This window comes from Nitrospira marina, assembly GCF_059568365.1.
This window is the reverse complement of sequence record NZ_JCANTH010000001.1, coordinates 2,925,205-2,939,885: the sequence shown is the minus strand read 5'-3', so window position 1 is coordinate 2,939,885 and position 14,681 is coordinate 2,925,205. Positions and strand designations below refer to the sequence as shown.

General features: G+C 52.8%; 9 protein-coding genes. 6 read left to right on the top strand and 3 right to left on the bottom strand.

What is annotated here, in order from left to right:
• Window positions 1-392 precede the first annotated feature (392 nt).
• From LX98_RS12385 to LX98_RS12375, 3 genes are all read left to right on the top strand, one after another.
• Complete coding sequence (locus tag LX98_RS12385; RefSeq protein WP_496429195.1) at window positions 393-5,276, top strand: multicopper oxidase domain-containing protein; 4,884 nt, start codon at window positions 393-395, stop codon at window positions 5,274-5,276.
• A 133-nt stretch (window positions 5,277-5,409) separates the two neighbouring features.
• On the top strand, window positions 5,410-6,330 hold the full coding sequence (locus tag LX98_RS12380) for a carboxypeptidase regulatory-like domain-containing protein (protein WP_496429194.1): 921 nt from the start codon (window positions 5,410-5,412) through the stop codon (window positions 6,328-6,330).
• Window positions 6,331-6,488: 158 nt separating this feature from the next.
• Window positions 6,489-7,121 (top strand): c-type heme family protein, encoded by a 633-nt coding sequence (locus LX98_RS12375; RefSeq protein WP_496429193.1) that lies wholly within the window; start codon window positions 6,489-6,491, stop codon window positions 7,119-7,121.
• Between the two features lie 98 nt (window positions 7,122-7,219).
• Here LX98_RS12375 and LX98_RS12370 read toward each other — a convergent pair whose 3' ends face one another.
• The 3 genes from LX98_RS12370 to LX98_RS12360 form a co-directional block, all read right to left on the bottom strand.
• Window positions 7,220-8,029 carry an ABC transporter permease subunit gene (locus LX98_RS12370; protein ID WP_496429192.1) on the bottom strand — a complete coding sequence of 270 codons (810 nt, stop codon included), beginning with the start codon at window positions 8,027-8,029 and terminating at the stop codon, window positions 7,220-7,222.
• Window positions 8,030-8,032: 3 nt separating this feature from the next.
• Window positions 8,033-8,959, bottom strand: coding sequence for an ABC transporter permease subunit (locus LX98_RS12365; protein ID WP_496429191.1), 927 nt, complete (start codon window positions 8,957-8,959; stop codon window positions 8,033-8,035).
• 70 nt (window positions 8,960-9,029) lie between these two features.
• Window positions 9,030-10,655: an ABC transporter substrate-binding protein gene (locus LX98_RS12360; protein ID WP_496429190.1), complete on the bottom strand. Its 1,626-nt coding sequence runs from the start codon at window positions 10,653-10,655 to the stop codon at window positions 9,030-9,032.
• A gap of 185 nt (window positions 10,656-10,840) precedes the next feature.
• On the opposite strand from LX98_RS12360, the gene LX98_RS12355 reads away from it, so the two are divergent.
• From LX98_RS12355 to LX98_RS12345, 3 genes are all read left to right on the top strand, one after another.
• Window positions 10,841-12,211, top strand: a complete 1,371-nt coding sequence (locus LX98_RS12355) for a DUF8689 domain-containing protein (RefSeq protein WP_312746128.1) — start codon at window positions 10,841-10,843, stop codon at window positions 12,209-12,211.
• A gap of 730 nt (window positions 12,212-12,941) precedes the next feature.
• Window positions 12,942-13,979 carry an SMP-30/gluconolactonase/LRE family protein gene (locus LX98_RS12350; protein WP_496429189.1) on the top strand — a complete coding sequence of 346 codons (1,038 nt, stop codon included), beginning with the start codon at window positions 12,942-12,944 and terminating at the stop codon, window positions 13,977-13,979.
• 152 nt (window positions 13,980-14,131) lie between these two features.
• A complete protein-coding gene (locus tag LX98_RS12345) occupies window positions 14,132-14,515 on the top strand; it encodes an RpiB/LacA/LacB family sugar-phosphate isomerase (RefSeq protein ID WP_496429188.1) in 384 nt (127 codons plus the stop codon).
• Window positions 14,516-14,681: the final 166 nt, after the last annotated feature.

Below are 14,681 nucleotides of genomic sequence, written 5' to 3'. Positions count from 1 at the left end.
CCATTTTTTTGGACACACAACTTCTTGAATTTTTGTTGAAATAACAAAGCCCGGAAAAGTTGGTCCAAGATGTTGGACATTCTGCCACGCTGTGCATTTTTCCATTCAATCCTGACTGTTCACTAAAAACAGCACCAGTAGGGGCTTCTGTGGTTTATCGCATGGATGAGTGTTTATTGGCATCGATGTTGCGGAACAAATTGATGCCGACGCTGGTTTGGGTGTGATGGACCGGCCTCCGTAATGCCCGACCTCTCAAAGAGGAATTCTGGCGTCGGCACTTAAAATCAAGCAAAAGGCCGGGCTGTTTTTCGAGAAACCTGGAATGTTGAAAGAAGTTGTCTGGTAAAAAACTGGATCTTTATTCACCCCATAAGTAAGGAGGCCGGAGAATGTTTCACGGCAATAGTAGATTTTTAACTGCGTCTATATTTTTGGCGCTAATGGGGGGAGCGGCCTTCTGGGCTACCCCGGCCTTTGTCAGTGCTGAAGATGCATCTCCTCCCCACGTCCATCAGACGGGGGTGCCGGCGCAATCTCCTGGTTGGGCCGAACAGCTCAAGGGCCAGACGATTGTGGAAGATGCCATGGAAGGGCGGGCGGAACGGGCGGCCCTGGTTGAGCAGCAGCATCATCGCATGATGGAGCAAATGCAGAAGGACATGGAGCATAAGGGCGCCGACACGGGTGCATTTGATTCCATGTCGATGATTCACCAATATGGAGCGGGGCCGGCGAATGGTCTCCTGGCAAGTACGACCGGTGTGGAGCCGGTGTCCATGAAAGGTGGGTTATGTCCCAAGACCGCACCTGTTCGAAATTATGATGTGTCAGCCATTGATGTGGAAATCAGTCTGAATCAATGGCTGGATTATTATCCCGGGTATATGTATGCCTTGACCGAAAATATTGACAAGATCCGTGAGGAGGAAGCCAAAAATGCCGAGGCTCGTGAAAAGGAAGGGCATGCTGATCCGGGAGCTGTGAAAAATGGCATCCAGGATCAGTGGATACAACCCTTGGTGATTCGCGGCAATCAAGGCGATTGCGTGAAGGTGACTCTGCGTAACCAATTGGAATTCGGCGAAGAAGTCAGTTTGCATATCAATGGGTCTGATATGGTGATGAGCCAGACCGGTCAGCCGGCACTCACCACCAATCCTGATTCGGTGGCGACAGAAGGCCAAGCCATTGAAATGGAATGGTACATCCATCCCGATACTCAAGAAGGTGGAAAGCAATTTCATACCTTTAGCAATGACCGGGAGTTGACGGTCATGGGACTCTTCGGCGTCTTCGTCGTGGAACCACGTGGATCGAATTACTATGAGCCATTGGGTACGGGGCCGGCCACGGAAGCCACGAGTGGCTGGCAGGTGATGATTGATAATGGGAACGGACCTGACTTTCGGGAATTTGTCCTGATTTATCATGAAGTCGGTGATGAAGCGTTTCGTCCCGTGAATAAGCATGGAGACTTCCTGCCTCAGCGGGACCCGCTCACCGATGCCTATCGTCCGGGTGCCCGGGCTCTCAATTATCGTAGTGAGCCGTTCGGTATCAACAATATGCACGTGCAACATGAATACTTTGGATTTGAAGATGAGTCGATGGCGTATAGTTCCTATACCTTTGGTGATGCCGCCCCGACTATTCCCCGGAGTTATTTGGGTGACCCGGCTAAATTCCGTATTGTGCATGGTGGATCGGAAGTCTTCCATTCGCATCATCCTCATGGCGGGTCCATTCGGTGGCAACGAAGCCCACGTGCGACGCAGATGCCGGTCTGGAGTACGGGGCAAAACGGCCCTGTGAAATATCCGGTGATTCGGACGAAGTCGGACCGGGTCGATGTGGAAGTGATTGGGCCATCTGAGGCGTTAGATTTGGAGACCGAATGCGGCTCGGGGCTTTGCCAATGGTTGGCGGGAGATTTTCTCTTTCACTGCCATGTGGCGCATCACTATGTGGCCGGTATGTGGGGCTACTGGCGTGTGTATAACAGCCTGCAAGAGCCAGGTGTGCAAAATGACGTGATGGCTCCTTTGCGAGAATTGCCGGACCGGTTAGGCCGCATTCACAAACCCGTGACTTCCGATCAACTGGTGGGCAAGACCGTCAATTGGTTCGGCAAACAATTCAAGATTGTGGGTAAAGGCAAAAGTGATTGGAAAGCCGAGCCCGCCGTCGTGAATATCAAAGACTGGGTGGAAATGCAGCTCAGCAATCAAGGCAAGCCCGGGCATAAAGATGATGAGGCCGGTCAAATGAAGGCCTATGATGCGACCGTCATGGATTGGGTCTGGGATGATTCGAAGGCCATGAGCGAGAAAGAGCCGACGCTTGGGGAAAATCCCAAATATCGGCCGGAGTGGCAGGGATATAAAGCCGGGGAACGGCGGGCCATTTGGTTTGAACCGTCTACCGGGAAAGTCGCGTGGCCGTGGCTCACGCCGCATTTCGGAAAACGTGTGCCGTTTTCCAATGATCATAATCCGGCCCCATGGTTGGAAATGATCCGATTGAATCCTGATGGAACACGGTCGGTCGAACCGGCCAAGGCCGGCGAAAATGGCTCTTGGAGTCTGTGTCCGGATCGAGCCGGATCACAGGATTACAAGGTGCATTTTATTAAGTTGCCGATAGAATTGTCGGCTGCCGAAGGAAAGGAGTCGGCGATTGTCGACCCCAATGGGCTTCTCTATGTTGTGCATGAGGAAGAGGAAGAAGTGCGGGCCAACAACGACAAAAAATTTCCGTTGGTGGTTCGGGCGAATGTGTATGATTGCATCGATTGGACGCTGACGAGTGAATGGTTGGATGACGATATCACGAACTTCCAGTCGTCCAAGATCAACACGCATTTCCATTTCTTCCAGTTCGATAATCAGGCATCCGATGGGGTTATTTCAGGATTTTCGTATGAACAATCCATGCGGCCGTTTACCCAATTCGAGAAAAAGTCGGATAAAGGGTTGCCGGTGCCGATGAATGCGAAGGTGACGAAGGCCGCCAGGAAAGGTGACAAAACCTTGGAGGTTTCGAATGCCAAGCAATATCATGTGGGCATTCCAATTTTGATTGGTGCGGATAATGTCAAAGGCCAGGAGGTGCGACGGATAGTCAAGATTAATGGCAATACGTTGACCTTTGCCCAGCCATTAAAAAATGCGCATCCCGTCAAGGACATTGTGACCGTGGAATATGTGCGGCAGCGGTTCTGGGTGGATGCGGATGTTGGGAGTGTGTTCTGGCATGACCATGCCTTTGGTGGCACGACATGGCCACACGGGGCGGTCGGAACCATGATTGCCGAACCCTTCGGCTCCACGTGGCACGATCCGAAGACCGGCAAACGGATTCGAACGGGCCCGGTCGCCGATATCCATGCGGTAGAGCGTGTGGGTCATGACGTGGCCGGCAGCTTCCGTGAATTAATGGTGCATATTATGGATACCGTGCCGCACACGGTGAACATCGTGACCGCGGGCAATCCTCCGGGGCAACCCGTGGATGTGGCCTTAGAAGCGGGTCGGACCGTGTCGTTCATCATGCCGCCGAACGACAAAATTAAAATGACGCCTATGCCGTTCCTGAATGGCGGTACGCATACCACCGGGGGGGCGTTGAATTTCCGGTCAGAGCCGTTTGCACAACGATTGGCCAATAACCCGGAGCCGTCGCAAATATTCAGCAGTGTGGTGCATGGTGATCCCAGTACGGCTATGGTTCGGGCCTACCTTGGCGATGCCATTGTGTTCCGGCTGTTGGATGTGACGATGAATGAAAGTAATGTGTTCACATTGTCCGGCCATACGTTCTGGTCAGAACGCTATGCGCAGGAAGCCAATCGCAAACATTCGCTGCATATCGGCATTGCCGAACGGTATGACCTGGTCATTCCGGAAGCGGGTGGCCCACGCCATCAAGCCGGCGATTATATGTTTTTTAATGGCCGGAGTTCGAAGTTTTCGGAAGGCTCTTGGGGGCTGATTCGGGTCTTGGATAAGCCGGTGAGTGATCTGCAGCCCTTGCCGAATAAAGCTTATGGCAAAGAAGGCATGCCGGAGCGATTGCCGGTTTGTCCGAAAGGAGCTCCGGTGAAGAGCTTCAATGTCGTGGCCTTGGACCATCCGGGGATGAGCTTTAATAGCAATGCTCCGGAAACGATTGAAGTGGACTTTGAACGCAAGATTGAATTGCGCAATCCTGAAGCCAAAATCTATGTCCTCGAAGATGAGGTGCAAAAGGTCGGTAGTGACGTGCAACCCATGCCGTTAACGTTACGGGCCAACGTGGGTGACTGTCTCCAAGTCAAATTGACGAATAAGCTCAAAGAAGGGCGAGCGTCGTTCTCGGCCTTCGGCCTGGCCTTCGATCCCAAAGATTCCCAAGGCCTCAATTTGGGGAACAACCCCGGGGACCAAACTGTGGCGCCTGGTGAATCCCGGATGTACACCTATTATGCGGATCCCTTCAATGGCGAGACGCAAACCTTGGTGTGGGATTGGGGAAATGTGTCCATGAATCCCCGCAACGGTTTGTACGGGGGAATCATTATCGGTCCCAAGGGATCACAGTACCGTGATCCCAAAACCGGGGAAGATATTTCCCTGAAAAACAGTTGGAATGCCGATGTGATCGTGGATCGGACTATTCAGGGCAATGAGAGCCGGGCGAGCTACCGGGATGTCGCCTTGTATTTCCAGGACGAGGATAACATCATCGGAACCAGCTTCATGCCCTATGTGCAAAATGTGGCAGGGCTGACCGGCGTCAACTATCGCGCCGAACCCTATCTCCATCGGGAAGAAGCCGGTTGTTCATTGGGCCGGATGTTCCAACCGTGCCAAGTGGACAAGCCGCAGGATCCTGCGACACCGGTGATTGAAGCCCATGCGGGAGACAAAGTACGGATTCACGTCTTTGGCGCCAGCAGTGAGCAGAACGGGATGTTCACGGTGGAGAAGCATGAATGGCCGATCGAACCCTTCCTGCCTGGTGCGGATATGATTAGCACCGTGGAGTTCTCGGGTTCGGAAGGTTTGGATGTTTTCCTGCCCTCGGCAGGAGGCAAATGGTCTCTGGCCGGAGATTATGTGTGGAGCAATGGCCGGTTACCCTATTCCCAATCAGGGCAATGGGGCTATCTCCGGGTGTTGCCGAACACGGATCAACGAATTCAGCCATTGGATGGTTCGGCCTTGTCTTCCAAACAAGCGACTCTTGAGGAGTCCGGTGGCGAGCCGCGAATTATTCCCACCATCGCGAAGTAAGCCAGACCCTCATTCTGAGGGTTACCGAAAGCGGGGAAGCCACTCTTCGGCTTCCCCGCTTTTTTTTTGAGTGGGTGGTTCGATAGAATGTCCATAAGCAGAACAATCATTTTATTTTTTGTGGGAGGAGAGAATGAAGGGCCGAAAAGTATGGAAAGAGATCGTAGGGGTTGGGCTTCTAGCGCTTTTCGCGCAAACGGCATGGTCCTACGATGAAATAACCGTGACTAATGGGGGAACCATTCAGGGGAAAGTGACCATTACAGGAGATAAGCCCAGACCCATGGCCTTTAATCTGGTGACGATTCCCGATCCGGTGTTTTGTGGAACCATCTCTACGGGAACGGGTTGGCGCATTGTTGAGGATTTTATTATCGGGCCTGATCAAAGTCTTAAGGATGTGGTGGTTTATCTCAAAGATATCGAAAAAGGGAAGCCGTTTCACATGCCTAAGGTCAGGATCGAATCAGTCGACTGTGACTTTATTCCGTTTGTGAATGTATTGCGCGATGGGGACGAACTGACCGTAGTCAACATGGACCCGGTCGAGCATGATATTCAGGCCTATGAAACGGCCAGAGAGCGAGGAGCCAGGGTATTGTTCAATCGTCCCCTCCCGATGAACCCGTATCACAAGGTGGCGGGAATATTCGGCAAGAAACACCTTCCCGGTGAACCGATGGTGGAAAAAATTCATTTACGAAAAGGACGGAATGTGTTTGTCATGCAGTGCGGATTCCATCCCTACATGTTTTCCTGGGGACTCGTGTTGGAGAACCCCTATTATGCGATTACTCCCGAGGATGGAACCTTTGAAATTACCGACGTTCCTCCTGGAGACTATATGCTGACTGCCTGGCATCCCGGGATGAAGGAGTTTGTCGAACAACCCATCACGGTGACGGCTCAGAAAGCCACTGTGGCGAATTTTCAGTATGAGGCTCCACAAGGCCGGCGTAGTGCGCATGAAATAGAGGAGAATCCCCGTTTTGGATTGGAGTTATTGGAAGAAGGCCTGGAAATTGTTCCTTCGATTAGACGCCAGATTCCCTAACGGGCTGTCTGCGTGCCACGAGTGGTCACCCTGCAGACGAGGGAAATTAATGACGGAAAGTCCAAGAACAGGAGACGTCTCCCGGGTAGCCCGCTCGAAGCAAGGCAACAGGATGTTGGTTCATTCACTGAAGTATGACGGATGAAAGGAGGGCGACCATGAGTTTACGGATATTATTCATAGGAATCGTGCTTGGGGCAATGGTGTACCCGGGCGGTTGGGAGCGCGCACAAGCTGCGGGTGAGGATGAATCGGAAGTGCGGATGGCACCAGGGACTGAAGTGAATTTCTCTCCAGAGGTTGTGGCCGGGTATATCCATGCGGTGATTGCCGCGGACAGAGCGCTCTATACGACACATGTGGTGGATCGCATGCAGGAGGATCGGATCGTGGTTGCCGCAGAGGCCTGGAAGCAACGGAAGGCGCTTCCGCTCCCGGCGCAAATGCTTTTGATGGGTGGAAGAGTGGTCGAAATGGGCGGGTCCGGCCTGCGGTACCGTCTGGCCAGTCTGTGGCCTATTTATGAGGAGAATGGGCCGAGCACCGCCTTTGAAGAGGCCGGATTAAAAGTCGTGGCCGAGGATCCCGATGAGGTATATAGTGGAATTATCAAGAGAGGGGATCAACGGTTTTTCAAAGCCATTTATGCGGATCGGGCTGTTTCGAAAGCCTGTGTGGACTGCCACAACGGGCATTTGTTGAGTTCCAAGCGTGATTTTAAAATGGGAGATGTGATGGGTGCCATCATCATCTCGTTTCCGCTGCCTTCGGAAAAAAAGGAAACACCCTGAACGAACAAAGACATTCCGTCCATTATTGAGTCCGAGGTCAGGAAGGTGGCTGTGGGTGTTGAACCGGCAGTTACCTTCAGTTTGCTGTTTGACATGTTTCATGACAGTCTTCGGGAAGTCTGTTCTTTCACATCCAACCGGTCTCTCAGCCAATCTCCCAGCATGTTTGCCGCGAGAACGACCGCCATAAGAGCCAAGCCGGGAAAGACGACCAGGTGGGGCGCGACCAACATGTAGCGGGTTCCGTCGCGAATCATGCTTCCCCATGACGCGGCAGGAGGTTGAACCCCCAGTCCCAAAAATGAGAGGCCGGCTTCGGCTATGATGGCGCCGGCAACACCAAAGCTGGCTTCAACAATAAGCGGAGCCATGATTAATGGCAGAAGGTGCCGGAGAATTATACGCCAAGGCGGTGCGCCGATGGCTTGAGCCGCCAGCACGTGATCGGCGTGCTTGAGGGCGAGAACCTGTCCTCTCGCCAGTCGGGCATATCCCACCCATCCCACGATTCCCAACGCCAGAATGACATTGCCGATTCCCGGTCCCAATGCCCCGGCGAGGGCGATGGCAAGCAGTAATCCCGGGAAGGCGAGCATGACGTCTACAATTCGCACAAAGCCTGCATCGACCCATCCGCTCAGATACGCACTGGAGACGCCAAGAAGGCTTCCAAGGCTCACCCCCAGGGCGACCACGCACAGCGAAACAAAAAACGACGTGTGTGCGCCGCTGATGAGGCGGTCGGCAACCGGTCGACCTAATTCATCATGCCCCAACCAGTGCTCCAGGCTTGGCGGGGAAAGAATTTTGGTGAGATCAATCGCATCAGGGCTTAAGGAAAAGATGAAATTGAAGATGGCCAGAAAGGCCCACGCGGCGATGATGGAGAGTGGGAGCCAAAGACGCATGGGTTAGTCAGTGGTAAATTGGATGCGAGGGTCCAGCCAGGCATACAGCAGATCTGTGAGCAGATTTACCACGATATAGGTCACGCTGATACAAAGCACTGCCGCTTGCACAACCGGATAATCGCGCTGTTGTATGGCTTCAATCATCAGTAGCCCTAATCCCGGCCAGGCAAAAACCGTTTCAGTGATGACCGCACCACCAAGCAAGCCCCCGAGCTGCAAACCCAGGAGTGTCAAGATGGGTAAGAGGGCATTGGGGAGTGCATGGCGCAAAACCGCCCGGGTTAAGGAGAGACCTTTGGCGCGAGCGGTCCGCATAAAGTCCTCTCCCAGTACCTCAAGGACACTGCTCCGAATCATTCTGGCCAGGATGGCCGCCATGGCTGTTCCGAGTGTGAGGGCAGGCAGCACGACGGCGTTCCAACCTTCCCGCCCACTTACGGGAAACCAGCCAAGCCAAAGCGCCCCGACTAAAATGAGTACAGGACCCATCCAGAAATTGGGAATCGACAGTCCAATCAACGCAAACCCCATGGCGCCATAATCCAGAGGTGTGTGTTGGCGGACGGCCGCGACGAGGCCAAGGGGAATCGCTAAACCGATTGCCACCATCAGGGAGACGAGACTGAGATAGAGGGTGGCGGGAATGCGCTCAATGAGCAGATCCACAATCGCCCGACCCGAGAAAAGGGAAGTGCCCAAATCCAGATGTAAAAGCCCCTTAAAATAAATCCACCACTGTTGATGGAGAGGGAGGTCCAAGCCTAATGCATGACGAAGGGTTTCTTTATCTGTCGGTTGAGCTGATTCACCCAGCATTACTTCTACGGGGTCGCCTGGAATAAGATGAATCAACAGAAACACCAGGCAAATGACTCCCATGAGGGCGAGCATCGCGCTTAAAATTCTTGTCACCAGGAAATGGGTCATGACGACGCTGGAGAAAACGGTAATTGAAATAAAAGAAGCTGCCTGCCCCGGTCATGGTAGTGTGGCCTGGTCATGGGTAGAGCCGTGCGATGCGTTTGGGGGGAACTGTGGCCGGTCCCATCCACCGGACCTGACTGAGTCCGTCAAAATTGCCATCGGCACTCAATTGATATCCGGTAATAGTGGCGGACGTCAGAGCATAATGGTCTTCAAACCAGAGAGGCACATACGGAAGGGCGTCCTGGAGACGAGCTTGAAGGGTGCGATATAAGGCCTGCTGCTCCTGCCTGTTCAGGGTCTGTTCGGCTTGCATCATGAGACGATCCGCCACCAGATCGGCAAAGTGACCACGATTGGCGCCGACAGGAGGGATGGCGTCACTATGAAAGGCATACCGGAAAATATCCGGAGATTTCACACCGACCCACGCCAGGCTATACATTTGGAATCGACCGGATTTGATGTCACCGTAAAATGTGCCCCAATCGTGGCTTTGGATGGAGACATCAATTCCAACCTGGTCGAGTTGGTATTGAATGATTGTCGCCAAGCGCAATCGAAAGGGGTCAGTTGAGGTTTTATAGGTGATGGTCGGCCGATGGGCATGATTATATCCGGCTTCCTTCAATAAGCGTTTGGCCTCCTCCGGATCGTAGGCGTACCCTGATAAGGTGGCATGTCCAGCCCAATGCTCCGGAGGAAAGAGCGCTTGCGCGACCCTGGCTCGTCCTCTCAACACGAATTGAATAATGTGCTCACGATCGATGGCATGGGCAATAGCCTTCCGCACCCGTTCTTGACCGACCACAGGATCTAACTGATTGAATCCCAGGTAGGCAAAATTTGCCCCCTCACGCTGTTGCAAGGTGATGCCTTTGTGGGCGGACAGATACGTAACAAGCTCAGGGGCGAGATCATTTTGTAGGAGATGAATCTCGTTTGCCAAAAGCTTAAGGGTTCGAACGGTCGGATCGGGAATTCTTAAAAATTCAACACGTTGACCATCTGCTCGTCGTTCGATAACAAGCCGGGTGTCATCGGGGCGTTCAAGAAATTGAAAGGGCCCGCTCCCTATGGGATCGTCATGGAAGGGGTGTCCCTTGGCAATAAGGTTTGCGGGGAGAATGCCGATAACTAAATAGCCGGGAAATAATGAATCGGGCTGCTTCAGAAAGAAATCAACGGTATTCTCCGTCGGCGTGTCGATCCGGGTGATAATTTGCAAAATCCCGCGATGAGGAGATGCCGTGGCAGGATTCAAAATGGAGGCATAGGTGGCTTTGACATCGTTGGCGGAGAGTCGTGTCCCATTGTGGAAGAGTGGTGTTGGTTCCTGCAACTCGAATCGATAATGGATGGGAGAGAGTTCACGCCACCTGGCCAAAGCTGGAATCGGGATTGTGCCCTCGCCGAAGTCCACTAGGCGCGAATACAGCAGCCGATTGAGTCGAGCCGAAGTGGCATCAGTGGCAAAACGCGGATCTAAATTCGTCGGCGAATTGGCTAACCCAAAACGGAGCGTGTCATCGGGAAGCGCTTCGGTGCAGCCAACAATTGAAATAAGGCCCAACACCATTAGCCATAATCGCCAGTTCACCTGAAAGCCATGAAAGATTCTTTTGGCAGAACCGATAGGGGAACACACAGGGGATCGATGATGGCTGAGATGGAGATGTTCATGGAAAGAAATCCTCATGCAACCTCAGGAAATCGGCGTGTAAGCGAGATGGGAAAATAGCGTGGGGATCTATGCATGGCGATATTTTTTTAATTTTACAGGGATTATCCCTATTGTAAAAGGGCGAAAGTTGACGACTCGAAGAACCTCTGCCTCGCCATATCCCCTTATTCAAGAAATAGACTAAGCAAAGGAGATCACGAATGAGTTCGGCTGCCACGATGACATCTCATGGAAATGCGACGACCCAACCTCTCAACGCTCGCTCCTTAACGGCTCCGACAACGATTGAAGAGACCGGATTGCCGGAGGAATTGCTTGTCCAGCTTCTGGTCAGAACCCTCTACACCCAAGGAGAACTCACCGAGCGATCGGCCGGAGAGATTATGAAATTGCCTTATGGGGTCATGAGGGAGCTGTTCATCCTTATCCAACGGGAGAAGTTGTGCGAGGTCAAGGGACATGGAGAGTCGCTTGGGGTGTTACTCCGGTATGTGTTGACGGAAGCAGGTCGTCAGCGTGCCACGGCCTTTATGGATCTGTGCCGATATGTGGGACCGGCTCCGGTACCCCTCAATCAGTATATCAACATGATCAAAAGTCAGCCCGTGAATAGTTTAACCATTGACCGGCGAACGGTGACAGCGGCGACGGAACATCTGGTGTTGACTCCTGGCACCGTCGATCAACTCGGGGAAGCCGTCAATTCCGGTTGGGCCATTTTTTTGTATGGGCCTCCTGGAAACGGGAAAACCGTCCTGGCCGAAGCCATTGGGAAGATGTTGGAAGCGGTAGGCGGGGGAGAAGTCTATATTCCCTATGCCATGGAGGTCGATGGACAAATCATTCAAGTGTTTGATCCGATCACTCACGTCAAAGTCGACGCTCCACAAGAAGCGGCCAGATCCCTCATTGAAGCCAAAGTGGAAAAAGATACCCGCTGGGTACTGTGTAAGCGTCCGATCGAGTTTGCCGGCGGTGAGTTGACGATGGCCACGCTGGATCTCTCTTTTAATGCCTCTGCGAAATATTACAAAGCGCCTCCTCACATTAAAGCCAATGGCGGAGTGTTTCTGATTGACGACTTCGGACGACAATTGGTCCGTCCGCGAGATTTGCTCAACCGATGGATTGTGCCGTTGGAAAAGCGGGTGGATTATCTGACATTGCATACGGGTAAGGTGTTCCAAATTCCCTTCGATACGATTGTCTTGTTTGCCACGAATCTGGAACCGGCCAAGCTGGCCGATGAAGCGTTCCTTCGTCGGATCAGAAATAAAATCTACATTGCCGATCCGACCCCCGAACGGTTTACACAGATTTTTGAAGAAGTCTGCAAGAAAAAAGGGGTGCCGTATGATCCGGAAGCGGTGCAGTATTTATTGGATGGTGTGTATGTCAAGTATCAATTGAATATGCGGAGTTGCCATCCCCGGGATTTGATCGAGCAGATCGTCAGTATTGCAAAATTTAACGGCGTGCCGCCGACCCTCTCCAAAACGTTTATCGATCGGGCTTGCCATACCTATTTCTTTGTGGAGGCCGCCGAGTACGATCAGAACACGAGTCAGTAACGTTTACCCTACCGATGCTGTTCGCTATGATGGCCTAACTTTCCAGGGAGGGAGAGTTGGTGTCCCATCTCGCTGTCCGTTCCTCCCATTCGTACCTCACGCATTGACATTTCTCGTCAATTGACCAAGAATTTGCCTGGATTACTACAGATCCGTGGCTGAGTTCAATGTTGTTGCCGATTCGCAAAGATATCAGCGATGGCTGGCCATAAGAACAAAAACTTATGGAAGTGCGAGGATTGTCAACAGAATCGATGGATAGTGGAACTCTTGCCAATTTCGGAGGGATCATAGGCGCTTTTGGGATAGCGATGCTGTATTTCAGGATTCAACGTGAACTCCTTATGAGGCAGAAAAGGAAACGAGTCTGGATTCCTCTTGCTGATTGGCTCATTATTCTCGCGACCTTGGTGTCTCTTCTTCTTGTGATGGTTTCTCTAGTGACTCTAGATTTGGCTTCGCCTAACCACCTGAGATTGCGGATGGCTGCCCGTGGTACAGCTGCCATTCTTGTATCCGGATACGTTTTTGCGATCCTCGGTCATTACCGAATCTTCTATCGGCAGTTCTCGCACTGGCGCTCGAAGTCTAGCCGGGCCTCTTGAGATCATGTTTTCATCCATTGCGTTTTTTGGTTCGCTCGGCTTGTTCTTGTTTATTCTAGGAATATGAGGCCGCACCCAAACATAGGGACAGGCCACTTGGCCTTGTTCCGACGGGAGTGAACACCATGCTGAAACGAATTCTATCGGTCCTCGTGCTCTTTTTTTTAGTGTTGAACGTCGAGACGCTTCTGGCTCAGGGCTCATTACCCATCGTGGACCCCGAAGCCAAGTTCGAGCAGGTGTTCAGCGGTGGATTCTGGCTTGAGAGCCCGGCTGTCGCTCCGGACGGCTCTGTCTACTTTTCAGACATTCCACACACCAGTGTGAGCGGGATGCAGGCCGGTCGAATCTGGCGGTATGACCCACGCACGGGTCTTACTGGCATCTTCCGCTCCCCGAGTGGGATGGCGAATGGCATCGTGTTTGATCCCCGCGGCGACATGATCGTGGCCGAAGGTGCAGACTTCGGTGGCCGCAGGATCACGCACACCGAGATGAGCACAGGCAAGAGCCACACTGTTGCCGCTCTCTACAAGGGGAATCGGTTCAACGCCCCAAACGACCTGACGATTGATGCTCGGGGCAGGATCTACTTCACCGATCCGCGATACACAGGACCTGAGCCCATCGAGCAACCGGTGATGGGCATCTATCGGATTGATTCTGACGGAAGCGTGCATCTTCTTGCGGCCAATCTGTGGCAGCCAAACGGCCTCGCCGTCTCCCCCGATCAGAAGACGCTCTACGTCGTTGAGGTTGGAATCTATAACACCAATATCCTGGAGAAGTCTCCGGTTGTTGGCGGTCCACCAAGCGCGGTTCACGCGTATGATCTCCTGGACGACGGCTCTCTTCGCTATCGAAACATAGTGGTGACATTTCCCACGGGGACCTGGGGCGATGGGATGACTGTGGATAGAAAGGGGAACATCTACGTGGGAGTCGGTGGCCCTCCTGGTAGCAATGGGGTTCACATCTACACACCGAGTGGGCAACGACTCGCCTTTCTGGCGACCGAGGAGACGGCCGTGAATCTCGATTTTGGGCGGGGTGCCGACGCCAATTTTCTGTATGTGGTGTGCGCCCGGTTTCCCTCTGGTTCCGGACCGTGGACTCCACCCTCCAGTAACGGCCTGTATCGCATCCGGCTTCGAATGGAGTGAATTTGTACGCGGGTTCCCCGTAATGTCTTGGGAGGCAAAACTTGAGAAAACCCGCCGTCTCATAAGCGATTGCAATAAACGGCGTTCACGACCCACCGTTGCAACCGGAATGTGATGCCCTCACTTAGGGTATAAATAAGGAGAGACTGGGCATGAAGATTGGAGTCGGAGCAGATCCCTTTGGCTTGGAACTGAAAAGGTCAGTGAAGCGACATGTCCTGGCACTCGGTCATGTGTGCGTGGATGTGGGCGGGACAACGGATGAAGCACGTCCCTATTATGAAGTCGCTCATGAACTCGCCGGAAAAGTGGGTTCAGGTGAGTATGATCGGGGTATCCCGGTGTGCGGTACAGGGATGGGCATGGCGATCATTGCGAACAAGCATCCTCATGTCTATGCCGCAGTGTGCGAGGATCTTTCAGCTGCGACCAAGGCACGATCGATCAACAATGCAAACGTACTCACCATGGGCGGCATAGTTACGGCAAGAGAATGGATGGGCACTTGGTGGAGACTTTGGCGGGCTCGTTCATGACAAATTCGAAGAAATGTGTTTTCTCTGTTCTGGTTCCAACCCGGCATCCGTCACCGAGCATCGATCTGGAATCATTAAATTTTCGACACTTCCCAACCAAATCCCGCGATCCCCGAACTGAGTGTCACCCAATTCATGATCAGAGGCCGAGGAGAAAATATCGGTC